The following is a 24,706-nucleotide window of genomic DNA, read 5'->3' as shown; positions in this document are numbered from 1 at the left end:
ATGATTTGCCTCTGAAATTTAGAGTAGGGGCAATTCATGAATTGCCCCTACTCTAAATTTCAGAGATTGCCCTTTATAGCGATTTCGGGATCGCAGCAGACCCCTCGATTTCCATAATTATTTCTTTAAAACTTATGCCCAGAGCTTCAAAGACTTCCCGCAATCGCTCGAAGCTAGCCGAATCATAATGATTAGCTTCATAGCGTTGAATTTGTTGCTCTTTCACGCCAATTTTTTCGGCTAGTTCTTTTTGAGTCATGCCGCTAGCAATTCTGGCTTTAATTAAAGCGATCGGTAGTTCGGTGAGGGAAGAAATCTTGAACACCGACTCGCCCTGTTGCAACCCATCGTATTCGGCAATTTCTGCCTTCAATCGGTCGATCCACACTCTTACTCCCGCTTGCTGAGATTGCCACAGACGTTCGGACAATCCTTCGGGATTAGCGGCTAGATTTGCTAAAGATTGCTCTAATTCTTTGAGTTTAGAATTAGTGACCTTATATTGATGTTTATTTTGAATCACGATCGATTATTCCTCGCAGTAATTTGAACTAATTAGGGGATAGTAGTCGGATCTAAGACGATAATTCCTTTGGGATTGCCATTTTTATCGGTTTGGAAAAACCCTGCCATTGCTGGATTCGGGACTAATTCACCACCAAACTTAGTCCGTTGCGCCGCCAGATCCGGTTGCAGAAAAATAGGATCGATCGCATCTTCGTCGATCCCAAAAATGTCAAAGCAACCATCGTAGTCATTTGGTCGTTCCTTATCGGTGATGAAGCTACCGCCAATATATACCCGCCGACAGCCAGCTAGTTTCAGATTTCCCAGAGCCAATCGTAAGCCCGTGAGCAGTTGTTTGCGATAGTTATTGGTGCCAAACCGCTCCCAGAAATCATCCCATGTTGGCTCGTAGATACCTTGGGGGAGATAACCGCGCTCGTCAAAGGGTGGAATCATCAATTTTGTTTGAGCATGGCAAAAAAGTTGTGCTGAAGTTAGTTTAGCACAACTTTTTAATTGTGGTAGTTTGCTACCGCTAAAAGCAGCAATTCCCAATTCGGCCAATTTATGATGATTGAAGTCACACTTAGTCCCTAGCTTGACATCTCTTACCCAAAGCGCAACAATTAAGACAGATTGACATCTCTTACAGGTACTTATGGCGATCGTCCTCGACCCGCATACCGCCCAACATCTCGAAACCTTCCAAACCCTCACCCCGATCGAACAATCGATCGTTACCCAAGCCTTACAGCAAATTACTAGCACAACAGCCGTAGATCCTACCGCCGATGCCCTAGCTGAATCGATCGCGGGTAGAACCTTCACCCGCCAAGAACGCATCCAACTAGAAATGGACACCCTGGCGCGACATTTCCAGCACCGCCGCCAACTCCTCGATCGATCGCTCAGTGCCAGCCAAGTCGCGCAACTCTTAGGTACCTCTCGCCAAACACCACACGATCGAGTTAGCGGTCAAACCCTCCTCGCCATCAAAGACAACGGTAAACTCTGCTTTCCCGCGTGGCAATTCGATCCCGCAGGCTCCGATGGCGTTATCGATGGCTTACCTGCTGTCCTCAAAGCCTTAGCCATATCCGACTATGGTAAACTCAACTGGCTTACCCGCGCCAACCCCTACCTCGAAGACACTACTCCCATCCAAGCCTTAAAAGCAGGTCAAAAAGAGCGTGTCCTCAACACAGCCGCTGCCGTCTGCCAACAAGCCGCCCTCGACAACCATTTAGACTTTCTGCCCACATGACGATCTCTCTCGGCTCGATCGCAACCACCTTAGAAGAAGAACTGAAGTACGAACTGCGTCAGCATGGCATTGTCGTGTGGCTCGATAAAGACGCGGCGTATAATAGCTATGTCGATCGACTGGTGGAACGTTACCAGCAAGAGCAATTCCCCTTTCCGGTGATTCCATTTCGGGGCAGCTACCTAGAAATGCTGCTGGCACTAGAACCTTATGGCAACGGCGAATTACCCGATCGCGTGCTAATTCACATGCCTGGACATACTACCGACAGCATTCGGAAAACGCCGATCTTAGAGTTGTATCGCGCTGGCAAATGCTATCGTAAGGCACTCAATACCCTCATTCGCGAAACTGCTTCAGGACACGTTAATCCCGACAAGATCGAAGCCTACCTTAACACGGATAATCTAGACCTGAGTGCCGCAGACAATTGGCTCGCAGTCGCCTGTAACCAACCGCAAGGCGATCGATCTCAATACCTCGAAAGTCTCGACCTCGAATGGGTGTTAGCTAGCACGATCGCCACAGCAGCTACTAGCTTTAAGACCAAATTCAGCGATGCCCAGAGTCTGAGCATCCTCTCCGACTATCTCTACCGCAAGACGGGAATGGATACAGCCTTCCACACCTTTTATCGGCAATCCGCAGCCCTCTCCTTTAGCGACCTGGGCGAAACCTTTGTCGCATGGCTGATGTGCGTCGAATATGTCCACGATCTTGCGCGATCGCCGATTCTGGACGATCTGAAACGGCTCAAACAACTCTCCGCACCACTCAAACAAACCTGCGATCGGTTGGTCGGTTATCTGCGCGACAGCCATCCCCAAGCCTATGAAACGATCGCCAGACAAGTAGAAGGACATCTAGAACCGGAGCTAAAAGATCTCCGACCGGAAGATCTGGGTAAAATCGATACCTTCCTCAGCGAAGAAAACGCCATCTTAGGTGGAGCATTGCAGGCACTCCAGCAGGAAGCCTGGGAAAAAGCTTTGGAGTGGGCGCAAGTTCGTTTAGAGCAGCCCTCCTTCTGGCTGGCTCGCGATCGGACTCGGCGGATCGAGTGGTCGTTAATTCGGGATGCCGCTATCCTCGGTCTGACATTGGTTCGCCACCCGCAACCGCTTCAGGGTCGAACTAATCTCAGCAGTGCCTTAGAGGGTTACACGCAAACGGGGTGTACAGTCGATCGCGCCCACCGCAGATTCGAGCAACAGCGGGCTAAACTTTTAAGCTCGACCCTGCCACATTTTGGTTCGCTTTTGGAAATTTCCGACAAGCTTCGCAGCCGTTATCGGGAATGGGCAGATGACCTCGCCCACAGCTTCGCCCAGATCTGTGAAAGTGAAGGATTTTTGCCAGTAGAATCCCTGCAACAGAGATCGCTCTACGAGCAAGAGGTGCATCCGCTCACCCAAACCAATGCAAAGACAGCCTATTTCATCATCGATGCCTTTCGCTATGAGATGGCCACCGAACTGATCGCCGCTTTTGAAGGTGCAGGCACGAACGTTACCCTCAGAGCGCGTTATGCGGAGTTACCCACCATTACCGCTGTAGGGATGAACGTCCTCGCCCCCCTGAGTAAAGCCGGAAGACTTACCCTGGGGAGCGATCGAGGATTCAAGGGCTTCAAGATGGGCGAATATACCGTCCGCAAGCCGGAAGAGCGGGTGCGGGCGATGGGCGATCGCAGTGTGGATAATGTCAATTCCGGTCGGCGGCGAGTGCGAATGTTTAAATTGAGCGAAGTCGGCGATCGATCGACTGACAGTTTGAAGCAAGGATGTGCGAATGCGGATTTAATCGTCGTTCACAGTCAAGAAATCGACGATGCGGGGGAAGCCAATCTGGGTTTAATTGCCTTTGAAGAATGCCTCAAGCAGTTAAAATCGGCATGGAATCGACTCAAAAGCATCGGCATCACTGAATTTGTCTTTACCGCCGATCATGGTTTTCTACTCCAAGACCAGACCACCAAACAGGCACCCTGGGGGACGATCCGCGCTCCGCAACGGCGTTATATCCTAGACGACCATCCGCGCTCCGAGACGGAAACCGTCACAGTTTCTCTGGGCGCACTTAACTATGAAGGTCAGACCGGATATTTGCTCTTTCGTAAAGATACAGCGGTATTTGCAACGGGGATTCCTGGCGCAACCTTCGTTCACGGTGGTAATAGCCTCCAAGAGCGGGTGATTCCGGTGTTGAGCGTATCGCATAATCGCGATGTCACCAGTTTCAAAACCGTCAAATACGCGGTAGAAGTCCAAGCGCAACCAGATATTGCCGGATTTAGTCGGCTGAAAATTCGAGTCAAACCAGCACCTGTCGCCCAAGGCGTACTCAGTTTTACCGGAGCTAAAACGATCTCCTTAGCTCTGAGGGTACCAGATCGTCACGATATCCAAGTAAATATTAAAGATGTACCCAATGTTGTAATTCAAAATCAGCAGATCCCCGTCCAATTGGATGCAGAATGGGTGGAGGTGGTCTTCGACCTCGCCGGAAGCCAAGACGAACGAGTCAAAATCGAGGTTTACCATCCCGATGCTTCAGAAGATGTCGAACCTGCAACTCTAGAGTCGTACTTTAAGGTCGCTGGCACCCTACGCCGGACGAAAGATGCGCCCAATGCAGTTCAGACTGGTGGCGATTGGGAAGATAGTTTTGCCGACCCCAATGTGAGTCGAGTTTTTCTCCACCTCCAGCAGCATGGGTCGATCGCGGAATCCGAACTGGCGGTAATTTTAGGCAATCCGCGTCAAGTTCGCCGCTTCGCTGTCGCCTTTGAGGAACATCTCCAGAAAGTACCGTTCTCAGTCAGGATTGAAGCTACCAGTAGTGGTAAACGCTACGTCAAACAAACCTAACCTCGATTCGATATGGCAATCAGCGAAAAAGACACAGCGCATATTTTAGAGCGACTCCGCTCCGGCACAGTGCCCGAACGGGGGCTAGAAGCCTTTGCCGTCGGGATCGATAAGCAACAGACCGAAATCCGTCGTCAACTCAGTCTCGCGGCCAGTGGGGAAGGAGTATTCAAGTTTCTCAGGGGTGGTTATGGCTGTGGGAAAACATTCATGTCTCGTCTGGCTGTCTTAGAAGCCCAGGCGCAAGGGTTTGCCACTAGCTTTGTCGTCGTCTCGGATAACGACCTGCATTTTTATAAATTTGACGATGTGTATCGGAAAGTGGTGCAAGAATTAGGTACCAGTTCTTGCCCCAGAGGTGCCCTGAGCGACATCATCGATCGCTGGATTGCCAAAGTCGAAGACGCGCTGATTGCTGGCGGTGCTGACGAAGACGGCGAGGGCTTCGATACCCAAGTCCAACAGCGGATGGAAGAGGAATTAGCATCTCTTACCGCTGGCAAAGCTCCAGAAGATATGGCGCGAGTCCTCCGCGCAATTTTTCAACTCAAACAACAAGGCGAAGTCGCCGAAGCCAGTGCCTTACTAGCTTGGCTATCCGGTAGTGAAAATGTATCTGCCAGTGCCAAGAAGGTCGCAGGCATTAAGGGTGACATCGGCAGTCGCGAAGCCCTAGACTACCTCCAGGGTATTCTGGAAATCACTAAGGCAGCAGGTTATAAAGGACTGGTCATCGCGATCGATGAAGCTGAGACTATTTTGAGAATGCGCCATGATGTGCGCGGTAAATCCCTCAACGGTATCCGCCAGATTTGCGATGCGGCGGATCGCTTTCGTGGGTTGCTGTGGTTATTTACCGGAACCTCGGAATTCTTCGACACCCAACGCGGTGTTGCCGGACTCCAGCCACTCTACGAGCGGATTAAGTTCCAAGATGAAGGCGGATTTGTTAGCACTCGCCAGCCTCAGCTAGAACTCAAACCCTTCGATGCCAATCGCCTGAAGGAAGTTGCGCTCAAGTTAAGGGAAATATTTCCCGCAGTCGATCGCCACCGTCTGATGAACAAAGTTACAGTAGACTTTATCGATCGATTAGTGGCAAAGACCACTCAAGGTTTCCAAGGCGATGTGGGCGTAGTCCCCCGTCAGTTCCTCCGGCAATTCGTCAATGTGCTAGATCTCACCGATGAGAATGAAGACTACGATCCGATGGTAGTGGCAGGCTTCGATAAAACTGCACTGAATGAGATCGAACAGAGATTGAGCGCAGGACTCCCCTATCTCGATCCCGAACCAGAGGACGATCGGGGATACGCCCTAGTTGAGTTTTAGCCATGACATCCGCCTTCTCCCGCTTTCCGCCCCGACTCCAAGCAGCGATCGCTACAAACTTAGGCTGGACTTCGCTGCGTCCGGTGCAAGAACTATCGAGCCACGCCTTACTTGACGGCAAAAATGCGGTCATCCTCGCCCCGACCGCAGGTGGCAAGACAGAAGCAGCGATGTTTCCGCTCCTGGCGACGTTGATGACTGACGAACCCAAAGGGGTTGGGACGATCTATGTCGCGCCGATTAAAGCCCTATTGAACAATCAAGCAGATCGATTGGGGCGTTACACCGAGATGGTTGGATTAAGGCGATTCCTCTGGCATGGGGATGTCAAAGCTGCTGACAAAAAACGGTTTCTGAACGAACCTGCGGCACTGCTAATGACCACGCCAGAATCATTAGAAGTCATGCTCCTCTCGGCAAAGGTGCCCCATGCCCAACTATTTCAGGATTTACGAGCGATCGTCATCGACGAAGTTCACTCTCTGGCTGGCAGCGATCGTGGCACGCAACTCATTTCCGTGTTGGAGCGGTTGGCAAAATTTACACCTAATGACATTCAACGGATCGGGCTGAGTGCTACCGTTGGGAATCCAGCGGATATCCTGACCTGGATGCAGGGGACTTCCCGCAGAGAGTGTTGTATTATCGACCCGCCCAAAATAACTTCGCATAAAGACCTCAGAATTTATCTCAACGACACCATTGGCAGTATGGCAACGGCAGCCAGCACTAAAGCTGCCGATCGAAAAAGCCTATTCTTCTGTCAAAGTCGCGCCCTTGCCGAAGACATTGCCGATCGAATGCGCGATCGCGGCACCGATGTCTTCGTCCACCACAGCTCGGTCTCGCTAGAAGAACGGACTGCTGCGGAAGCTCGATTTCATTATGGGACAAACGCCTGTATCGTTTGCACTTCAACTTTAGAACTCGGCATCGATGTCGGCGATCTAGACCTAGTGCTCCAAGCCAATGCACCCTCGACAGTATCCTCATTTTTGCAGCGGCTCGGTCGCACGGGTCGCCGTGCCGGACAGCAAGCCAACACCACCTTTTACTGCGAAGATATCGAACCAGTTTTACAAGCGATCTCCATCATCGAACTGGCAAGAACGGGATGGGTTGAGTCAGTTCCCGTTCAGACTAGAGCTTGGCCTGTTCTAGTGCATCAATTACTGGCACTAACACTTCAGTTTGGTGGTGTGAGCACCGAGCGATGCTGGGAGTATCTTTCGGTCGTACCTGACTTTAGCGGGATTGACTACGCAGAATTTGAAACCCTGATCCAGTATATGATTCAGACAGGGTATCTATTTGGATCTGGAGGGTTGCTATCGATCGGCGATAAAGCAGAGAAGGTCTATGGTCGGAAGAATTTTATGGAGCTTTATGCTGTCTTTAGTAGCCCGCAGCTTTATAAAGTTCAAACTAAAGCCAACTATACGATTGGCTCCTTAGAGCAGATTTTCGTCGATAAACTAGTTCCAGAAGTTAGCTCATTCATTTTAGGCGGGAGATCTTGGACGGTATCGCACGTTAACCATGCAGAACGCAGCGTGCTGGTGATGCCAGCTCCACGCGGGAAAAAGCCCAGTTGGGGAGGATTCATCCCGCAATTGCTGGGATTTGAACTATGTCAGCAGGTTCGGCAAATCATTCTCAGTCAAGATTCGCTCCCTTACCTTGACGAGCGAGCACAGTTCGTACTAAATGAATATCGGCACGAACTAGCCCCGCTACTCAAGTCCTCTGGTTGGAGTCTGCAATTCGACCCAGATCGAGCCATCTGGTGGACATTTGCAGGTGGTGCCATCAATCACACTCTTAAATATGGACTGCAAGTTTATTCAGACTCAAAAATAGTTGTCGATAATTTTAAATTAAAAATTGAAGGAGATAGTTTTACCATAAATAGTTTGAAACTGGCGATCGCCGAAATTTCTAACCCTTCATTTTGGCGATCGGCAGAAACTCTAGCTGCTATATCAATGAATTTACCAGAGTATCGACTAAGTAAATTTCAACAAGCATTACCGGACATCTATTCTATTGAAATCATTCAAAACTACTTGCTAGACATTCCCAAATCTATTGAATTTCTTCAAAGAGTGTTGAAGTAACGAGTTTGCTGTTTTGACAAGCGCAGTGAAATAGTCGCTGGCTGTGAAAATTTAATCTGCCAAACACTGTGCGGTAGACCATTGTGCGATTGTATTTATGCAATAGCTTCTTCTGAGAGTACAGACATAATGAGTTTTGGGATAACATCGCTCTCCACTGAGAGGCATTTCAATCGCAATCCTGTACTCGAGATCGGGTGAGATCGATCGGGTATCTATAATCTGAAATGCTGATTTAGTAAAGACTACAAGTTAAGATCTGGTTCCACGTAATTACGTGGAACCATGCAAATAACCCAAGATTGTGTCTGACTGTAGGTTTCTGGCGATTAATTCTTTTACAGTTGCCACCTATCCCCAGTGTGCTGGTAGTTTATTTGTCGATTCAGTTCCACGTAATTACGTGGAACTGTACGCATAAGCTAAAACCGTTATTCAAAAGTACTTTTGTTGTAATCCTACTCTAGGAATAGCCAGCACTAGATCGGATATGAGAAGACTATAATTGTTGCTGAGTAAGGATTTAAAGCTTTTATTTAGTTCCACGTAATTACGTGGAACCACGCAAATAACTTATAATCAGCTCTAGCTGTGCATTTCCGGCAATTAAGACCTTAACCGCTGCTACCTGTTCCGGTGCAACAGAGACGGTGCGGGATTTATATTTTCCATCTGCTTGCTTCTCCTTGTATGTTAGTTGCCAAAACCAATGCTCGATATTGTGGGGATCTCGATCCCCAGGGACGAGGGGATATTCTTTGGTTTGTCCGTTCTGTAACTGTTTTTTCTTGGTGCGTTGATAGAGAGTTCCGCTTCGACCGGGTACTCGATCGCCACGAATTTTCATCTATAATTAAAGTGAAACTATTAATCAATCTATGAGCGGCAATTAAGCGATTGCCGCTCTATTTATTTTATCAGAAAACAAGCTAATGTCTTGTACTTATCGTTTGAAAGTGAGGCGATTGTTAGATTTGCTGAGGTGAAGGATAACTCCTTAGCCATTCAGTTGTTAGTGAATATCGCTTTTGGTAGCTTCGCTTTGTGAGTGTGAAATTTATAGTTGAAAAATGTCCGCCATTAACCAAGCTCTGTTCCCATTATTGTTGTTTATTGCCTACTTTTTGATTGCAATTCAATTCTTGCCGCAACCTTCAACCGCGATGGTCTACGATCGAATAAAGATCGTTGAAGATCGATCGACACCCCTCGTAGAGACTATTCAGGGTAACGATCTCACTAACGACCTCGCAGCCGCTGTAATTTGTCGTGAATGGCTCCAAACACAATCTTTAGCCAACCTCAAAGCGATCGCCTCCGAACTTTGCATTACTCCTATTGGTGATAAGCGATCGAACTGACGGGGCGACAGGTCGCCTGAAAACTCGGCAGAGAGACAACTCTAGACAAATAGTATCAAAAAAGATAGGGTAAGAGAGCTTCTTACCCAAAAAACAATTAAATGTTACCAGAATTGTATCATGCCCATTTGTCAGAAAAATTCACACGCGGTAACTACTTATTGACAATTTTATTGATTCAAGTAGTGCAATCTATTAAAGAAGTCACGCTAGAAAGCATCGCAACAAAACTAGCGATGCCAATTAAATTTGAAAGCAGAAGAAAAAAAGTCCAGAGATTTTTATCAAATGATGAATGGGATTTAGATAATGTTTGGTTATCACTAGTGATTGCTTGGATTAAAGGCAATGTCAAACAGAATAATATTATATATTTAGCAATAGATCGAACCAAATGGCAATCAAACAATATTTTGATGGTCAGTATGATTTGGCGAAAGAGAGCAATTCCTATTTATTGGCAAATGCTTGATAAACAAGGGAACAGTACATTGGAAAACCAACAATTAGTATTAACCCCAGTATTCGCTGCCCTATCAGATTATAGCTTGTTGGTACTGGGAGATCGTGAATTTTGTAGTGTTACTCTTGCGAACTGGCTTAGAGAGCAGAAAATAGATTTCTGTTTACGACTGAAAAAGAATGTTTGTATCAAGACTGAAGAGGAATTGTGGACTGAACTGAAAAGGCTAGGATTAGAGCCAGGAAATAGCTTTTTTAATCAAGAAGTAACAATTAGAAAAACTGCACCAGTTGAAGGATTTAACCTAGCAGGTAAATGGCTAGGTAAATATCGAAATATTACCACAAAAGAGCCTTGGTATATTCTGACCAGCTTGGCAGATCTACAAGCAGCAGTTGATACCTATGCTAAAAGATTTGGAATTGAGGAGATGTTTCGAGACTTTAAGGGCGGAGGATATAACTTAGAAAAGACTAATTTAACGGGCGAACGATTGAGCAAATTATTGATTTTGCTATCACTAGCATACTTGAAGAGTATCATCCAAGGGATAGATATCAAATCAAAGCAAGTTCAAGAATATCTCGGCAGAAAAACAGAACATCACCGAAAATATGCTAGACATAGCACTTTCTATATTGGACTCTGGGGTGAATCATGGGTCGATTCAACATCTAGTAATTGGCAGGTTGTTGTTGAATTAATGTCTTTGTCCCCACATAAACTACCTAATTATCAACAAGGCTTGAGAGCTATGAGACTTATCCTATCAGCGTTATAGGCGACAAGTCGCCCCGACAGGCGATCGAAACTTACTTGGATTGATGCGATCGCTTCTACCACTCCCGAAAATACTGTGCTAGCAGTTAATCTTTGCTACGCCTAATGAAAGTGAAATCGATCTTTATTCGTTTAAAGGTCAGTTTTGCTGCGCTTTTTGTTCGCGAAAATTATTCACCCATCTCAGGAAAATTCTATGTTTGTCACTCTTTCTGGTCGTACTGGTCGCGCTACTTCTACTGCTGATGTTCCTCGTAAAGATGGTACTGGTTACTTTCAAATCTCTGACACGACATTAGCTGTCAAAGTTATCGATGATGCCACCGATTGGTATCAGTTAAAATTCGTCGGCGATGCACTAGTCAAAGCTGCTAGTTTCCTCACTAAAGGCTGTCTTATTTCCGTTACAGGCGATCTGACATTCGAGTCTTGGCATAACGAAGATGGTGAACTCCGCTCTAAACCTGTCGTTACTATTTCAGAAATTCAATTACCTCCTAAGTCTCAAGCTATTTAGTTCTAATGGAATGGGTAATGGGGTAAGAGGCTATGGGGTGTAGGGTGTAGGGTGTGGATATTCCTTAAAACCCTTTACCCCCTTCTTATTCCTAAAACATGCTTCGCCTTGTATTAGTGAAATTAATCTCTATTAGTTTAGGGGTTAATTTTGCTGCGCTTTGTAATATCGAACATCATTCACCTTATTAGGAGAACTTTCATGCGTACTTTCACTTCTAACATTTTCATTATATCCGCTCAAGTCGTCGATACAACTATTACTGGTACTGCCATCGATGGCGATATTAAAGTCAACTTTGCAGCCGCTGCTACTGATGTCAACCAACGCTTATTCGTACCAGAATCTAACTTGGTTGTAGCTGGTAAATTCCGCTTAGGTAAAGAGCTTGCCACCATTGGTGTCTGGATTTCCAAGATTATTGCTGTCGTGTCTATTCCAGCACCCGTAACTGCTGAAGTCGAAGTAGTCGCACTCGAACCAGTCGAATCAACAATTATTGATGATGCTAAATCGATCGCTGTAGAACTCGCTCCTGCAACTGAAGTTACTGAAACGAGCGTTCTGCTTACACCCGCACAAAAACGTGCTGCTACTATTGCTGCGAATAAAGCTAAAGCTGACTCTGCGATCGCCACTTGCTAAATCTTCATTGCTTGCTAGTAATCACTAGCAAGCAATTTATCGATGTGCTTCGCTTGGTAATTCTGAGAACTAGCATGAGTTGGTTTGCTGCTAACTTTTGCTATTTTTGTCAATAAAAAAGGTCGTGGAACGACCAAAAATATAATTAACGAACCTTTATGTTAGCCCAGCAACCTTCTACAGTTCAACAAGGTTTTACCTTTACAGAATTGCTCCCAGGTTTAGTTATCTGTAACGCACCTGCTGAAGATCCTCACGGGTGGGGTAATGCCGACGCAGATAAACCCGCATTCCTAGTTTATCTGGGATACAACATCCCCCAGGAGCGAGATGAGTGGATCGCTCGATTACGCTTGATTTGGGGCATCTGTGGTGAGATTGTCTACCGTCCGAGCCAACGTGTTTCAGGCTACTGGCACGAGATTAAGATTCGGGAAATGCAGCGTTATTCAGACCCTGCTGTCTTCGATCTCGACTATTTAAGCGAGTCGCTGAGCTATGGGTTGGACTTTCTGGTTTACATGCGACAGCAGGAATTAGAAGCCACTGATTATGAGGAAATGGTGGCATCAAGACTGTTGACATCACGCTAAAATAGTAGATATCTCCCTAGCTGATGCGGGAGATATCTGTAACTAAAAATAGATAAAATATATGCGATATCTCGAAGTTTCAGGAGAAATCGATAAAGATAATCAACTAATTATCGATCGATCTCTAGAAGTAATCAAACCACAGCAAGTTGAGATAGATATTTGGTTTCGTGATGATGACGAAGAAGATTGTCCCGAACCAACTAAGGAAGAAGTTCTCGATGGTTTTCGTGAAGGTTATCGCGATTGTCTAATGGGAAATGTTTCCCCCATCTCAGAATTATGGGACGATATCATGATTCAGACTACTGGAGAAATTAACGATCGAGGTCAACTCGTCCTCGATTCTCCTTTGGAGACGCTAGGCAAACGCTCGTTAACACTAACAAAACCTCAATACGTTGCTGTTGTCATCCGATTTGTTAATAGCAGCAAGTATGAAGAAGAGTTTACAGAAAGAGTCCAGCAGGAGGGGTATAAAACGCTGGTCAAAGAAGTAAGTAGATCCGGACTATAATCGATCGAGATAGAATGCCACCAGTTATCATCGTTGAAAGCATTAAATTTAAAAAAGACATTAAGAAACTTGGTAAGGCGAATCGTTTAATCAAAGAAGATATTAAATCGCTTATCGAACAGCTAGAAGCTGGTGAAATTCCTGGCGACCGTATTATTGGAAATAAATATCCTGTTTATAAAGTTAGAGTCAGAAATAGTACTACTAATAGAGGTAAAAGTGGTGGATATCGAATCATCTATTACACGGTAACTCTCGAAGCAATATTGCTAACTACAATTTATGCTAAATCAGACCGAGAGAATATCTCTAACCAAGAAATTGAGAATATAATCGAGCAAGAAGATCTAAAAGATCTTACAGCAGAAATAGCACCATCAGAAGAACGCGTAGAACCGATATCTACAGAGAGTCAGGGTCAGCAAGATAGCGAAGAATCCACAGATAATTAAATTTCTAGCCTCAATCTCCATTAGCATTTTCTGCTTGTTTATGCAGCATTAGATCGCTGCTAAAACCCTGTCGCTTCGCTTGGTAAAAGTGAGGAGTAACTGTCGTAGTCATCACCTCTAGCCTCACCCCTAGCATCAGTCTCAAAAACTGGTGCTTTTTTGGTGCTTTCATTCACATTATCCCAGGAAATTCATGACCACTACTACTAGTCGATATCTTACCGACGCATTACCAGCTACCGATTTCTCCTATCCTTACGCCCAAGCGTTGCGCGGCGAAAATCCCGCTCAGTGCGGTTATTTTGTGCCACTGAGTCAAGCTGAGAAAGCTGGCTGGAAGAACCTCGAAGGGACGGAAATGACTGAGTACGCCTATAACAGTGGGCAAACCGAGGTGGGGATCTTGCTCCAGAAACCTCGAATGATCCTCACTCCCATCTGTCAATTGGGGGCATTCGATCGCCAAGCCAGTCAAACCGAGGAAACTCTCGTCGTACTGGGCGAATGGGATCGCGCCAAGCACAGCAACGATCCTAACGCTGGTAACTTCCAAATCTTCTTGGTGATGTTTATGGACGCTAACAAGCAGCCACTCCACGATATTCCACTCCGACTGTTTGCCAAGGGTTCCCACCAAGCGACTTTATCGATCGAGTGGCAGAAATTTTGCACCTCAGTAGCGCGTTGTCAGGCTGAAGCAAACAAGACTTTATTCCGTCCTAAAAATGAAGTTTTCAACGCCCTGTGCATCTTTGCGCCGATTATCGTTCGCAAATCTGTCGGCGATAAAGTAAAATCCCCTGCCTGTTATATCGATGGCTACGTCCATCCCACTGTTCTGAACTGGCAGGATTTCTATATGGGCACTGACGAACGGCTTGCCGATGCCATTATCGACATCCTCAACCCTCGATCGCGCTCATTGCTCTCACCACCTACTGCTGGGACGATTATGTTGGCACCTGCCCCAGAACCAGATCCCCAAATCCTTCAGCCCACACCAGCGGTAGTAACTGCTGCGATTCCCCCTGAAGATAATAGTAATGCGATCGATGTAGCTTCATCTCCCGTGGCTGAAGAATCGGCACCCGCACCAACTATTCCCACCACTCCGGTTGTGACTAAGACTAAACCAGCACCCGCACCGGAGTATATCGATCCGCCTGAGTTTGAGGACGATGATGAATTTGAAGACGATAAGGTTCCAGAGGATGAAATTCCCTTTTAGCCAATGCCCCAGCCAGTCGTTCTCGCCGACTATAAGGATGCTTTGACACCCTACCGCAGCTACCGAGAACGTTATTACTGTCCTGTTTGCAACGGGCACAATCTTACTTTCTCACCCACAGGTGCTTGGATGTGTTGGAACGAACCTACCAGAGAACATCGAGTCGAGATTATGGCGCGACTGGTACCAAACTTTAAACAGTTCGCCAGCAGAGTCAAGTCAGAACCTTGTCCTGTCATCATCCCCCGCATTCATCCCGCTCGACTCCACTTTCCGTTGATAAAAGATGAGCATTTGGCTGAAACGATTCCCCAAAGGGGACGCTACGCGAACGGGAGGCGAACAGTTTATTGGTATTCCGCCAAGCAAAGGGTGGTGCGGATCGATTATCGCACGGACAAGGTAATCTTTCCTCAATCCTTCAATGGTAAGGAGTGGCTCGACGGTGCTGGCTCAAATCCTTGGACACCCTACGGATTATCCAGATTACTTCCTTATCCAGGCAACATTAACCTCATCCTAGTTGTGGAGGGTCAAAAGTCTGTTGAGATCGCCCACAGTCGCGGGATTCCAGCTTTTTGTTTGGAAGCTGGTGACTATTCCAATCGAACCGCTTTCGATAAGCTCCGAGTGGTTAAAGAGCGGTTGGGGCGAGTCTTGTTGGTGGTGCTACCAGATTACGATCTCGCTGGTACTTATAAAGCAGAGCGGATCGTCCATACTGCTCGTTATTTCTCCCTGCCAACATTGTTACTCGATCCTCTGCAAATTGAGTCGAATCTGAAAGTTGCTGATGATATCGAGCAAATGCCGAGTCTTGATGCCGATCGATTACTAACGATCGTCAAGCGAATGTTATCTCCACCCAAACAATAGACGAGCAAATCTGTAGATCCGCTCGTCTATTGTTTGTGGGTGATTTTGTTAGAGCAAAGTCACCCGCTTATCCAATTACTAGTTGTTAGTCATGAATACTTTGATTATACCAGTCTCATCCATCGAACACTTGAGTGGAGTAATTGAGACTTCTAGCCTTCCTCACGAAGAAGAACAGCTAGAGTTTGACGAACAGTTGATGCTCGATCGTGAGGCTTATTACCAAGATTCTCAGTACTAATTACTTAGGATATGTGCCGTTAAGTTGCTATTGATGCTTAGCGGTTTTTTATTAACCATTATCACATTTTAAAATCATGAAAACTGGACGCACGATTGTCGAACTAGCTCAAGAGTTATTAGAACAGCAGGAAACCAAACGGGATTTCCATGCCAGCACCAAAAGTTTGACAATGGTGCCTAGTGGGAAATTTCAATTGGAGACAACCAGCGGCTTGGAATTAATGCCAGCTACTGCCTATGCTCATGCACAGATGGCAAGTAAGCTCAGTATTCCGAAAGTTTATTACGATCGGATGATGAGACAGTCGCCAGATCTTTTGGCAGAAAATGTCAACCACTGGTTAGATGAACGGCAAGATGAAACGAGTCTCATTCGTACTCTGCGTGGTCAAATGCGGGCATTTTTGAGTAGCCGATATCGGATTGTCGATAATCATGAAATTCTTGCAATGGTATTACCAGAACTCAGTGAGATGGGTAGTGGTATTAAAATTGCAAGTTGCCAAGTAACCGACGAAAGAATGTATCTCAAGGTCATCAACACGGATATCGAAGCGGCAATTGCAGTCGGCGATCCAGTTCAAGCTGGCTTTATTTTGAGTAATGGTGAAATCGGGAATAGTTCGATTTCTGTCGAACCATTTATCATGAGACTCGCGTGTACTAATGGTCTAATTCTCAAAGATAAGAAGCAACGTAAAAATCATGCCGGACGTAGTGCTGAAAATAGCGATTTATATGCCATTGATACTATCCAAGCGATCGATGATGCTTTCAAGCTAAAAGTTCGTGACTTAGTGCGAAATGCAATTAGTATCTCCACCTTCCAGGAAGCTGTTGCAGACATGCAAGGAGCCAGATATAACCCGATTACTGGTAATCCAGTTAAGGCGGTAGAAGTGACCGCTAGATCGATTGGACTTAGTGAAAATGAATCTGGTTTGGTACTGAAACATTTAATCGATGCTGGCGACCTTTCACAGTTCGGTATGCTCAATGCTGTCACTCGTACTGCTGAAGACATTGGGAGTTACGATCGCGCTACAGAAGTCGAGCGGCTTGGCTCCAGCGTTCTGTATTTACCAACCACCACTTGGCTAGAAATTGCTACTGCAAACAGTTAATTAATATTACTACTTGCCCCAGCAATTCACTGGGGCATTCTCGATTTAACTACTCACGCCAAAGAATTAATCATGACATCATTATTAGATTTAGAATTAAGCCGCGACGATTTAGTCGAACAAATTATGGCTTTTATTGAAGAGGAAGAAGTAGAGGGGAAAACCGATCCTATCGCCTTAATTAATAGCTTTGATGAGTTAGAGGCGCAAATTGCCACTAAGGTAGATGCTATTGCTGCGGTAGTTGCAGCCAAAGAGGGGGAAATTGCTTATCTCCGAAAACGCCGCGACAACTTCAATAGTCAGATTGAAGTCAGGGAAAATGCCTTGTCAAACTTCAAAACTTACCTCGAGAAAATCTTAGAGAATCGTGCTGACTCGACTATTAAAGGTCGAGAAGCGACTATCAAACTCGTCAAGAATGGTGGAAAACAACCGCTATGGACTAATGAGAATATTCCCGCGAAAGATTTTCCGGCAAATCTAGTCACAGTCCAAACTAGTTATAAAGTTTGTACCGAGACGATTCGGAAACAGTTAGCGGAGTCTGGTGCAAAGGAATTGGTAATTAATGGGGAAGTTTTAGCCCAGCTTCAGCCCAGAGGAACTCACCTCAGAATTGGTTAATCGATCATCGCAAACATTACTTTAAGGATATCCCATGTTAACTAGACTAATTGCTGCTCGTCAACACTTTATTTGTTTGCTGAATGGAGAATTTGAGAACCGACAATTTTCTATTCGTGAGGCATTAATGGAAATCTATTATGAATTCTTTGCTCTGTAGTGAATTTCGAGCCTGTTTGTTACGAAGTTTAGTCCAAATTCACACTTTTAATTATTATTGCCAGTCGCCAATGGCAATTGGTATTTTGTGGTGAGATCGATTAGTTATTCTACTACCCCGTCGGTAAATTATTTAACTCCCATTCAAATTAACTTTGAGTGGGAGTTTCATTCAAATATTTATTATGGATTTATCAATTCTACCAGATGACCAGTTACTCCAATTAATTGAAGCTGTAACCAAAGAAGTTGCCAGACGTGCGATCGCTATTCAAGCTGCTACTGAAAAATATTGGCAAGATACGAAGGAAGAGATTCTAAATCATCCTAACAATGCTGCCTCCCAACGTAGAGCTGACTCACCAACTAGCACTAATGATGACCTGACTAAAGCAACCGTAGCTAGGCTGCTCAAAACCGCCGATTTCTTTAGGAATTATCAACATCATGCTTTTTCAGTAAATGTTTGGGAGAAGCAAGGCGATATCCGTCTATATCTCCAAGAAAGTTTCAAGTCTGATGGCTGGAAATTTGTTTATTATCACACGGGAAATAGATATCAAATCCCAGAGACAGTTAATGCCCCAGATCTTGATTCAGCTAGTATCTGTGAGTTTAGGAGTCTGGCGAGGATGCTCTGTAATGAGTTGCCATCAGGTTTTAAATGCTATGCCAATGACGATATCAAACATCCGGTTAACTCTACCCTATTACAACAATATCGGAGTCAAATATGAGTGGTTTAATTAACCCATTAGCAGCAATTATTCAACAAGCATCCCAATTGCCGGATACAGGCGTTGCTGCTAATTATCATCAGCGGATTGGAACTGGAAATCCCGATATTTGGTGCTTGCTACTAGATACTTCAGGATCGATGGATGCTGAGTGCAAAGGCAAAGAACGTCGGATTGATGTGCTACGAAAAGCTGTGGAAGGTCTAGATTGGCGTAACTACAAGCTATTTACCTTTGACTCTGTAGTTGCTGAAATTACTAGTCCTGACGGTTTATGGCGATGTGGTGGCAGTACTGCTTTGGATCTAGCACTCGATCGAATTGTTGCCCTCCAACCAGCTCGTACCGTCGTGATTTCTGATGGTGAGCCGAATAGCGAACTAGATGCGATTGCTGCTGCAAAGCGATTAACTGGCACCATTTCTACGATCCACATTGGTGACGATCGAGATCGGGATGCGATCGCGTTTATGCGAAAACTGGCGGAGCTAGGTTGTGGCAGTACCTACATCCAAGATCTCGGTCGAGGTCATGTGGAACTAAGTGCCACTATCGTTGCCTTGGCTACCGGAGGTAATCGATTGATGCTACCACCTTCAAGATCTTGAGATCCCAGATTGATGAGCACAGTAAAACTTAATACCCAGCCAGCGATCGATTGCTGGCTTTTTTGTACCTATTCATCTATTCATATCTATGAGTCGAAAAAAACATCGTTGTCAGGGACAAATTAGCCTGTTTCCAACTCCATCCTTGCCCGAACGGAGCATTCTAGAACAATGCCTGTATCAGTCCTTACATAGCACGGCAGGAGCCAAAGAGCGGTGGGAGAAAATCAGAGCATTGCAACCCACCGATGCTCAAGTAAAACGTGCAATTGCCTACGAATTTGGCATCTATGGCGGCAGTACTTCTCCCCAAACGCACGCTCATGCAGGTGGGGCGAATCCAAAATTTTGGATGGACGATGTAAATCTATACAATCCACCGACTTTAACGGGGCAAGCACTTATCGATTTAGTTAGAGAAATCCTGGATTTATGAGAAACAAAAATATCTTAATTACCCAGTCATGCAATTAGAACTTTTTCCGAAACTAAAAGTAGAAATTAAATATGTACGAATCAGAAAATAAGAAAGTACAAGAAATCGTTCGGATCGTCCAAATACAAGGTTGTACGATCGAGGGCAAGAAAATTAATCTAAATGACTTAGATCGCCTTTGCCAAGATCTCAATCGATCGGATAAAGCAGAAATTGCAGATTTAGTGGGGAGTATTATGGGCGAACTAGAACATCTATATAGCGAACGACAATACTTAAATGACAGTATTAAGCCTTTGGAGGCTGCTAAAGAGAAATTAGCACAAATAATCAATCTCAAATTAGATTGAAGATAATTTTATTACCCACTCATTAATCTAAAAATATGCAACTCAACTCTAATCCCTTAACCATCGATGCTTATCTTAATCATTATGGCTATGCTGTCATCCGAGATGAGGGGGAAAATAAATTGTTTCAGTTGAAAAATCTCAAACTAGTCCAAATTGAATCGATCGAAGATGATAGTTATACCATTCAAGAAGTGACTCAAGGCAAAGCCGGAGAACGCTGGGAAGATATTAGCATCGAAATAGTAATCGAACACATTCAAATGTTAGAAGGTGGCAATGATACGTTTGCCAAGATCTGGCACGTTGATGATGTGCTTTCGATTAACTCAGATCTGAGTCGAGATCGGGCACGATTAGTCTTAACAATGGCAATGGATAACCACGATGCTAACATCGGGATTAACTGGGAAGTTCTCAGAGAATATATAAGTCAAGTTCTAGAAATGGAAGCCGCCGGGATTATCTAAACCTAAAATCGTATCGGATTTTGCCAGCAATTAGTAATAGTTGCTGGCTTTTTTGTGCCCATTTATTACCAAATATGATGATTACTCAAGCTCAGACTCAGACTCAAGTAGCTGTGACCGAATTAGCTGCTAAATTAACCGCTGGCGACAGATTGACTCAAGATGTTGTCATCGAATTGATGAGCGATATCTGTGGTGGTGGCGCAGCAATGGGACGCTGGAATTGGAAACAAGCTACCGATCTGATTGAAGCAGCAATGGTAAGTTCGATCCTCACTGGCAGTTTTACTACGATCGAGGATTTCATGGATCTTCAGGCTCTAGTTCCGCACCACCAAATCCGCTCGGAGGAACAGATCCAGTTGCAACAGTTCTCGACTCCCCTCTCACTCGCCTGGATTGTCGCGCGACTGGCTCAAATCAAGGAAAGCGACACCCTGCACGAACCGAGCGCGGGGACGGGGATTTTGGTGGCTGCTACGATTAGCCAACTTAATGGCGCATTCCCACACAAAATTATCCTCAATGAGATTTCCAAGTCGCGGAATGCCTTACTTCACGAGCTATTCCCTACCTGTGGCTCGATTTACACTGTGGATGCAGAGCATCTCAACGATGTACTGCCCCAAGGCGAACAGCCAACTCTGATTGTGATGAATCCGCCCTTTAGTGCCTCAGTCGGTAGAAGCAAACGCAATCCCGATGCTTGCCTCAAACATCTAAGATCGGCTCTATTGAGGCTGCAACCCAATGGCAGACTGGTAGCAATTGTCGCTCATTGGCTCTCTCCTGAAAAGTACCCCGAATACTTTGCCAGCCTCCCCGCTCGATTACAACTGAGTCTATTCGTCGATGGCAGTCACTATCGCTATCACGGCACATCGATGGATGTCCGCATTTTGGTGTTCGATAAGATTACCAACGTAGAACCGATGAGATCGTTGGCGCAGCCTCTCCTCCGGAGTATCGATCTTAAGTTCTCCGTCACTGCCAAAGAACTGGCAAGCTTAACAATGGAAGCCACGCCTAACCGTCAGATTGTCAAATATTGGGAGCGGGAGGAATTATTAATAGCTGCTGCCGCTACTGTCCCCAACCCCTTTGTGGAACTGCCCTTATTCCAACTGGGCTTGCAACCACAGTTAACCATCATCCCCGTTATCGATTCTCCCGCAGATCCGCGCCCAGAAAAGATCGTGCGAATCGAGAAACCCGAACCTGTGGTCGAGACGTTAGATCGATTTGGCGAATTGGTGCGATTGACTTATCAACCCGCCGTCAAACAAGAAGTCAAGACAATCGATGCCGTATACACACCGTACCAAGCCAGTGCGATTCAGATCCCTGGCGCGGCACCACATCCTACCCCATTAGCAGAATCGATCGCAATGGCGGCAATTAAGGCTCCCTATCCTACCGTCCAACCACTACTGCCCCAGCGGATTCTAACGAAAGGATTAGCCTCACACCCGCAATTGGAAGCGCTGATCTATGTGTGTGAGGCGCATAGTAAATTTCTGGATACCCGTTGGTACATTGCCGAGAATAAACAGATCGCTGTCGCCAATCCCGACAATCCCGACGGCAAATATCACCGTCAAGCAGCTAGTATCGGCGATTCTACAGGCGTAGGTAAGGGCGTGGAGGCGGCTTTAATTATCCTTGCCAACTGGTGTGAGGGACGCAGAAAAGCGATTTGGGTGAGTAAAAATGAAGCTCTCCTCGAAGATGCCAGACGCGATTGGCAACGGTTGGGTGGCAGTTCCCATCAAGTCGTCCCCTTATCGAAATTCAAGCAGGGCGAATCTATCTGTCTAGCTGAAGGTATCTTATTCGTTACCTATGGCGGGTTGCGGAGTCCAGCTAAGGGCAGCAAGAAATCTAGGGTAGACCAGATTATCGACTGGGTGGGCGCGGATTGGGATGGGGCGATCTGTTTCGATGAGGCGCACATGCTGGGCAATGCGGCTGGTGACGATGGAGAGCGGGGACAAACCAAAGCTTCCGCTCAAGCGTTGGCTGGTACTCAGTTAATTAACCATTTAGCCAATGCTAGAGTCACATATCTGAGTGCGACAGGTGCGGCTAAGGTTTCGAGTCTCAGCTATTACCAACGGATGGGATTGTGGCAGACTAAAGCTTTCCCGTTTACATCCAGAGCGGCGTTTATCAGCGAGATGGAAGCATCCGGTACATCTGCTCTGGAGTTAGTCGCTCAAGATCTCAAGCGATTGGGGATCTACGTCGCCAGGACGCTGAGTTTTGAGGGGGTGAAGTTTGAAACTGTCGTTCATAAACTAACGCCAGCACAGCGAGAAATTTGGGATACCTATGCCCACGCCTTTGTCTATATCCACCACCAAATCGATGAAGTTCTGCGATCGATCGGGTTGGAAAATGAGAGCGGTAAATGTACCAACGGCAGAGCTAAAGCAGCGGTTAGCAGTCAATTCGAGTCTGCCAAACAACGCTTTTTTAATGCCCTATTATGCGCTGCTAAAACTGACACTTTAATCGAATGGATCGAACGGGACTTGGCTGAAGGTCGCTCTTGTGTGATTCAAATTGTCTCGACGAATGAGGCTCTAATGAATCGCAAGTTAGCCGATATTCCCACCAGTCAGTGGGGAGATATGCGGGCTGTCGATTTCACCCCCAGAGAAAATATCATCGACTATTTGATGAACTCCTTCCCCATCAACCTCTATCAAACCTATGTAGACGACAGCGGCGCGACTAAAAGCGAATTGATGACCGACCCCGAAGGTAATCCCATTGTCTCCCAAGAGGCACTAGCACTGCGAGATGGACTGATCGAGCGGATGTCGGTACTCCCCCCTGTGAACGGACTGTTAGACCAGATCAACTGGCATTTTGGTCATCACCAGGTTGCAGAAATTACTGGGCGCAGTCAGCGGATTATCCTGGAAGACGGACGGTATCAACTAGCTCAACGTCCTGGCGCGAGCAATCTTGCCGAAACTGCTGCGTTCCAATCTGGCGAGAAACGAGTGCTGATTTTCTCCGCTGCGGGGGGTACCGGACGCAGTTATCACGCCGATCTCGCTTGTGCCAACCAACAATTGCGCCGCCACTATCTAGTCGAGGCTGGCTTCGAGCCGATAGTTGCTTGCCAGGGGGTCGGCAGATCGCACCGCAGCAATCAAGCCCAACCGCCAGAAATCGTCTTGCTCACCAGCGATGTCAAGGGAGAATTGCGGTTTACAGCGACGATTGCCAGCCGTCTCAGTTCCCTGGGTGCCATTACTAAGGGGCAGCGCAACACGGGGAATAATGGGCTATTTCGCGGCATTCTCGACTTCACCAGCCCCTATGCTAAGTCAGCCCTGGCAGAGTTCTTTGCCGACATGAACGCGCAAGGAATCGATGGGATTTCACCAACAGAATTTGCCGAATATACCGGACTCAAACTCCTGAATAAGGATGGGAATTTATCCGACAATCTGCCCCAGATGAACACCTTTCTCAATCGGCTCTTAGCTCTCAAAATCGACCTCCAAAATCGGTTATTCGCCGACTTCGAGCAGCGGATTCTAGAGCGGATCGCCCAAGCTAAAGCCAATGGCACCTTCGAGCGTGGGGTACAGACAATTTGGGCGGAGGGTGGATTTGAGGTGGTCGATACCCAATTATTGAGTACCCATTCTTCTGGCGGTGAAACGATCTGTTATGCGATCGATAAACTGAATAAACCGAAGCAGATCTCGGTCGAACGCGCCCAACAAGCCGCTCTCCAATCTGGTTTCCGCTATTACCGTCATATTAAAAATGGTAATTTAGCGATCGCTCACGTCACCGACCAGCATACCCACCGTGGCAATATTGTCGATATAGTCACCCTCTATCACCCCGTCCATCCCAAAACCTATCAACGGTTAGATAAACCCGACTTCGATAAGGTCTGGATGCCCGAAATTCCTAACGGTCAATATTGGCGACAGTGGCAGCAATTGCTCGATTTGGCACCTGAGTTCGATCGAGAACGGATCTATCTGTGCTGTGGATTGTTGCTGCCAATCTGGGGACAATTGCCAGGAAGTCCTCGTGTCTATCGACTCCAAACTAACGATGGTCGGTTGTTACTGGGACGAGAAATCGACAAGCTGAAAATCGATAAGGTATATCGGGATTTTGGCATTGCTGGCGATTCTAAACTGACTGGCGATGAAATCTTCCAATTAGTTTGGGAACGCAATGAGGTTACATCGGCTGGACAGTGGCAGTTACAGCGAAACTATTATAAAGGGGAAGATCGGTTGGAAGTAGTGGCTGTTTATGGTAGCGATAAAATCGATTGGCTCAAGGCTTTGGGCTGTTTTACAGAGATTATCAACTATCGAACTAAGGTGTTTATTCCGGTTGATACTGCGATCGAGATTATCGATAAGCTGATAACTGGTTGAGTGTAA

Annotated in this window: 27 protein-coding genes; 23 read left to right on the top strand and 4 right to left on the bottom strand. The window is 46.2% G+C overall.

The features are described from left to right. Window positions 1–73 precede the first annotated feature (73 nt). Together CHA6605_RS30375 and CHA6605_RS30370 are read right to left on the bottom strand one after the other, a co-directional pair. Window positions 74–523: a helix-turn-helix transcriptional regulator gene (locus CHA6605_RS30375; protein WP_015329003.1), complete on the bottom strand. Its 450-nt coding sequence runs from the start codon at window positions 521–523 to the stop codon at window positions 74–76. A 32-nt stretch (window positions 524–555) separates the two neighbouring features. Continuing rightward, entirely contained in the window at window positions 556–1,062 is a 507-nt protein-coding gene (locus tag CHA6605_RS30370) for a DUF6932 family protein (protein ID WP_232432350.1), read from the bottom strand. A gap of 103 nt (window positions 1,063–1,165) precedes the next feature. Here CHA6605_RS30370 and CHA6605_RS30365 point away from each other — a divergent pair, with 103 nt between their 5' ends. From CHA6605_RS30365 to CHA6605_RS30350, 4 genes are read left to right on the top strand one after another with little or no spacing between them, the layout of a single operon-like run. After that, the gene (locus CHA6605_RS30365; RefSeq protein WP_015329001.1) at window positions 1,166–1,771 is read left to right on the top strand and encodes a hypothetical protein; all 606 of its coding nucleotides are present in this window, start codon (window positions 1,166–1,168) and stop codon (window positions 1,769–1,771) included. Next, window positions 1,768–4,641, top strand: a complete 2,874-nt coding sequence (gene pglZ / locus CHA6605_RS30360; protein ID WP_015329000.1) for a BREX-6 system phosphatase PglZ — start codon at window positions 1,768–1,770, stop codon at window positions 4,639–4,641. Before CHA6605_RS30365 ends, pglZ begins: the two co-directional genes overlap by 4 nt. A gap of 12 nt (window positions 4,642–4,653) precedes the next feature. Then, complete coding sequence (gene brxD, locus CHA6605_RS30355; RefSeq protein WP_015328999.1) at window positions 4,654–5,973, top strand: BREX system ATP-binding protein BrxD; 1,320 nt, start codon at window positions 4,654–4,656, stop codon at window positions 5,971–5,973. A gap of 2 nt (window positions 5,974–5,975) precedes the next feature. Then, window positions 5,976–8,090: a DEAD/DEAH box helicase gene (locus CHA6605_RS30350; RefSeq protein WP_015328998.1), complete on the top strand. Its 2,115-nt coding sequence runs from the start codon at window positions 5,976–5,978 to the stop codon at window positions 8,088–8,090. A gap of 550 nt (window positions 8,091–8,640) precedes the next feature. Here CHA6605_RS30350 and CHA6605_RS30345 read toward each other — a convergent pair. Next, entirely contained in the window at window positions 8,641–8,937 is a 297-nt protein-coding gene (locus tag CHA6605_RS30345) for a hypothetical protein (protein ID WP_015328997.1), read from the bottom strand. Window positions 8,938–9,160: 223 nt separating this feature from the next. Between CHA6605_RS30345 and CHA6605_RS30340 the strand changes: the two genes are divergently transcribed. The 7 genes from CHA6605_RS30340 to CHA6605_RS30310 all read left to right on the top strand — a co-directional run bounded on the left by CHA6605_RS30340 (window position 9,161) and on the right by CHA6605_RS30310 (window position 13,418). Then, window positions 9,161–9,451, top strand: coding sequence for a hypothetical protein (locus tag CHA6605_RS30340; protein ID WP_015328996.1), 291 nt, complete (start codon window positions 9,161–9,163; stop codon window positions 9,449–9,451). A 101-nt stretch (window positions 9,452–9,552) separates the two neighbouring features. Beyond that, window positions 9,553–10,695, top strand: coding sequence for an IS4 family transposase (locus tag CHA6605_RS30335; protein ID WP_015157518.1), 1,143 nt, complete (start codon window positions 9,553–9,555; stop codon window positions 10,693–10,695). Between the two features lie 195 nt (window positions 10,696–10,890). Continuing rightward, the gene (locus CHA6605_RS30330) at window positions 10,891–11,211 is read left to right on the top strand and encodes a single-stranded DNA-binding protein (RefSeq protein ID WP_015328995.1); all 321 of its coding nucleotides are present in this window, start codon (window positions 10,891–10,893) and stop codon (window positions 11,209–11,211) included. Window positions 11,212–11,412: 201 nt separating this feature from the next. Next, window positions 11,413–11,856: a hypothetical protein gene (locus CHA6605_RS30325; protein ID WP_015328994.1), complete on the top strand. Its 444-nt coding sequence runs from the start codon at window positions 11,413–11,415 to the stop codon at window positions 11,854–11,856. A 158-nt stretch (window positions 11,857–12,014) separates the two neighbouring features. Then, window positions 12,015–12,449, top strand: coding sequence for a hypothetical protein (locus CHA6605_RS30320; protein ID WP_015328993.1), 435 nt, complete (start codon window positions 12,015–12,017; stop codon window positions 12,447–12,449). 61 nt (window positions 12,450–12,510) lie between these two features. Further along, the gene (locus tag CHA6605_RS32290) at window positions 12,511–12,966 is read left to right on the top strand and encodes a hypothetical protein (protein WP_015328992.1); all 456 of its coding nucleotides are present in this window, start codon (window positions 12,511–12,513) and stop codon (window positions 12,964–12,966) included. A 14-nt stretch (window positions 12,967–12,980) separates the two neighbouring features. Beyond that, window positions 12,981–13,418 (top strand): type II toxin-antitoxin system RelE/ParE family toxin, encoded by a 438-nt coding sequence (locus tag CHA6605_RS30310; protein WP_015328991.1) that lies wholly within the window; start codon window positions 12,981–12,983, stop codon window positions 13,416–13,418. 10 nt (window positions 13,419–13,428) lie between these two features. Here the strand turns inward: CHA6605_RS30310 and CHA6605_RS34810 are convergent, their stop codons facing one another. Beyond that, window positions 13,429–13,590 carry a hypothetical protein gene (locus CHA6605_RS34810; RefSeq protein ID WP_157260289.1) on the bottom strand — a complete coding sequence of 54 codons (162 nt, stop codon included), beginning with the start codon at window positions 13,588–13,590 and terminating at the stop codon, window positions 13,429–13,431. Between the two features lie 21 nt (window positions 13,591–13,611). Here CHA6605_RS34810 and CHA6605_RS32285 point away from each other — a divergent pair, with 21 nt between their 5' ends. The 12 genes from CHA6605_RS32285 (at window position 13,612) to CHA6605_RS30260 (ending at window position 24,700) form a co-directional block, all read left to right on the top strand. Beyond that, a complete protein-coding gene (locus tag CHA6605_RS32285) occupies window positions 13,612–14,646 on the top strand; it encodes a DUF5895 domain-containing protein (RefSeq protein ID WP_015328989.1) in 1,035 nt (344 codons plus the stop codon). A 3-nt stretch (window positions 14,647–14,649) separates the two neighbouring features. Continuing rightward, the gene (locus CHA6605_RS30300; protein WP_015328988.1) at window positions 14,650–15,522 is read left to right on the top strand and encodes a hypothetical protein; all 873 of its coding nucleotides are present in this window, start codon (window positions 14,650–14,652) and stop codon (window positions 15,520–15,522) included. Window positions 15,523–15,613: 91 nt separating this feature from the next. Then, a complete protein-coding gene (locus CHA6605_RS34805; protein WP_015328987.1) occupies window positions 15,614–15,763 on the top strand; it encodes a hypothetical protein in 150 nt (49 codons plus the stop codon). Between the two features lie 76 nt (window positions 15,764–15,839). Continuing rightward, window positions 15,840–16,889, top strand: coding sequence for a DUF932 domain-containing protein (locus CHA6605_RS30295; RefSeq protein ID WP_015328986.1), 1,050 nt, complete (start codon window positions 15,840–15,842; stop codon window positions 16,887–16,889). 72 nt (window positions 16,890–16,961) lie between these two features. Next, window positions 16,962–17,516 (top strand): siphovirus Gp157 family protein, encoded by a 555-nt coding sequence (locus tag CHA6605_RS30290; protein ID WP_015328985.1) that lies wholly within the window; start codon window positions 16,962–16,964, stop codon window positions 17,514–17,516. 34 nt (window positions 17,517–17,550) lie between these two features. Continuing rightward, window positions 17,551–17,676, top strand: a complete 126-nt coding sequence (locus CHA6605_RS36400) for a hypothetical protein (protein WP_015328984.1) — start codon at window positions 17,551–17,553, stop codon at window positions 17,674–17,676. Between the two features lie 184 nt (window positions 17,677–17,860). Continuing rightward, window positions 17,861–18,412, top strand: a complete 552-nt coding sequence (locus CHA6605_RS30285) for a hypothetical protein (RefSeq protein ID WP_015328983.1) — start codon at window positions 17,861–17,863, stop codon at window positions 18,410–18,412. Further along, entirely contained in the window at window positions 18,409–19,020 is a 612-nt protein-coding gene (locus CHA6605_RS30280) for a vWA domain-containing protein (protein ID WP_015328982.1), read from the top strand. Before CHA6605_RS30285 ends, CHA6605_RS30280 begins: the two co-directional genes overlap by 4 nt. An 88-nt stretch (window positions 19,021–19,108) precedes the next feature. After that, a complete protein-coding gene (locus CHA6605_RS30275) occupies window positions 19,109–19,456 on the top strand; it encodes a hypothetical protein (RefSeq protein ID WP_015328981.1) in 348 nt (115 codons plus the stop codon). Between the two features lie 71 nt (window positions 19,457–19,527). Further along, complete coding sequence (locus CHA6605_RS30270) at window positions 19,528–19,806, top strand: hypothetical protein (protein ID WP_015328980.1); 279 nt, start codon at window positions 19,528–19,530, stop codon at window positions 19,804–19,806. A 35-nt stretch (window positions 19,807–19,841) separates the two neighbouring features. Then, entirely contained in the window at window positions 19,842–20,276 is a 435-nt protein-coding gene (locus CHA6605_RS30265; protein ID WP_015328979.1) for a hypothetical protein, read from the top strand. Window positions 20,277–20,350: 74 nt separating this feature from the next. Then, on the top strand, window positions 20,351–24,700 hold the full coding sequence (locus tag CHA6605_RS30260) for a strawberry notch family protein (protein ID WP_015328978.1): 4,350 nt from the start codon (window positions 20,351–20,353) through the stop codon (window positions 24,698–24,700). The last annotated feature ends 6 nt before the right edge of the window (window positions 24,701–24,706 follow it).

This window comes from Chamaesiphon minutus PCC 6605 (assembly GCF_000317145.1).
Taxonomy (GTDB): Bacteria; Cyanobacteriota; Cyanobacteriia; order Cyanobacteriales; family Chamaesiphonaceae; genus Chamaesiphon; species Chamaesiphon minutus.
This window is presented reverse-complemented; position numbering and strand designations above follow the sequence as displayed.

What these genes read in the sequence shown, in the direction of transcription:
- CHA6605_RS30365 (WP_015329001.1), top strand. Translation starts at nt 1,166, where the DNA reads ATGGCGATCGTCCTCGACCCGCATACCGCCCAACATCTCGAAACCTTC.
- pglZ (WP_015329000.1), top strand. Translation starts at nt 1,768, where the DNA reads ATGACGATCTCTCTCGGCTCGATCGCAACCACCTTAGAAGAAGAACTG.
- brxD (WP_015328999.1), top strand. Translation starts at nt 4,654, where the DNA reads ATGGCAATCAGCGAAAAAGACACAGCGCATATTTTAGAGCGACTCCGC.
- CHA6605_RS30350 (WP_015328998.1), top strand. Translation starts at nt 5,976, where the DNA reads ATGACATCCGCCTTCTCCCGCTTTCCGCCCCGACTCCAAGCAGCGATC.
- CHA6605_RS30345 (WP_015328997.1), bottom strand. Translation starts at nt 8,937, where the DNA reads ATGAAAATTCGTGGCGATCGAGTACCCGGTCGAAGCGGAACTCTCTAT.
- CHA6605_RS30340 (WP_015328996.1), top strand. Translation starts at nt 9,161, where the DNA reads ATGTCCGCCATTAACCAAGCTCTGTTCCCATTATTGTTGTTTATTGCC.
- CHA6605_RS30335 (WP_015157518.1), top strand. Translation starts at nt 9,553, where the DNA reads ATGTTACCAGAATTGTATCATGCCCATTTGTCAGAAAAATTCACACGC.
- CHA6605_RS30330 (WP_015328995.1), top strand. Translation starts at nt 10,891, where the DNA reads ATGTTTGTCACTCTTTCTGGTCGTACTGGTCGCGCTACTTCTACTGCT.
- CHA6605_RS30325 (WP_015328994.1), top strand. Translation starts at nt 11,413, where the DNA reads ATGCGTACTTTCACTTCTAACATTTTCATTATATCCGCTCAAGTCGTC.
- CHA6605_RS30320 (WP_015328993.1), top strand. Translation starts at nt 12,015, where the DNA reads ATGTTAGCCCAGCAACCTTCTACAGTTCAACAAGGTTTTACCTTTACA.
- CHA6605_RS32290 (WP_015328992.1), top strand. Translation starts at nt 12,511, where the DNA reads ATGCGATATCTCGAAGTTTCAGGAGAAATCGATAAAGATAATCAACTA.
- CHA6605_RS30310 (WP_015328991.1), top strand. Translation starts at nt 12,981, where the DNA reads ATGCCACCAGTTATCATCGTTGAAAGCATTAAATTTAAAAAAGACATT.
- CHA6605_RS34810 (WP_157260289.1), bottom strand. Translation starts at nt 13,590, where the DNA reads ATGAAAGCACCAAAAAAGCACCAGTTTTTGAGACTGATGCTAGGGGTG.
- CHA6605_RS32285 (WP_015328989.1), top strand. Translation starts at nt 13,612, where the DNA reads ATGACCACTACTACTAGTCGATATCTTACCGACGCATTACCAGCTACC.
- CHA6605_RS30300 (WP_015328988.1), top strand. Translation starts at nt 14,650, where the DNA reads ATGCCCCAGCCAGTCGTTCTCGCCGACTATAAGGATGCTTTGACACCC.
- CHA6605_RS34805 (WP_015328987.1), top strand. Translation starts at nt 15,614, where the DNA reads ATGAATACTTTGATTATACCAGTCTCATCCATCGAACACTTGAGTGGA.
- CHA6605_RS30295 (WP_015328986.1), top strand. Translation starts at nt 15,840, where the DNA reads ATGAAAACTGGACGCACGATTGTCGAACTAGCTCAAGAGTTATTAGAA.
- CHA6605_RS30290 (WP_015328985.1), top strand. Translation starts at nt 16,962, where the DNA reads ATGACATCATTATTAGATTTAGAATTAAGCCGCGACGATTTAGTCGAA.
- CHA6605_RS36400 (WP_015328984.1), top strand. Translation starts at nt 17,551, where the DNA reads ATGTTAACTAGACTAATTGCTGCTCGTCAACACTTTATTTGTTTGCTG.
- CHA6605_RS30285 (WP_015328983.1), top strand. Translation starts at nt 17,861, where the DNA reads ATGGATTTATCAATTCTACCAGATGACCAGTTACTCCAATTAATTGAA.
- CHA6605_RS30280 (WP_015328982.1), top strand. Translation starts at nt 18,409, where the DNA reads ATGAGTGGTTTAATTAACCCATTAGCAGCAATTATTCAACAAGCATCC.
- CHA6605_RS30275 (WP_015328981.1), top strand. Translation starts at nt 19,109, where the DNA reads ATGAGTCGAAAAAAACATCGTTGTCAGGGACAAATTAGCCTGTTTCCA.
- CHA6605_RS30270 (WP_015328980.1), top strand. Translation starts at nt 19,528, where the DNA reads ATGTACGAATCAGAAAATAAGAAAGTACAAGAAATCGTTCGGATCGTC.
- CHA6605_RS30265 (WP_015328979.1), top strand. Translation starts at nt 19,842, where the DNA reads ATGCAACTCAACTCTAATCCCTTAACCATCGATGCTTATCTTAATCAT.
- CHA6605_RS30260 (WP_015328978.1), top strand. Translation starts at nt 20,351, where the DNA reads ATGATGATTACTCAAGCTCAGACTCAGACTCAAGTAGCTGTGACCGAA.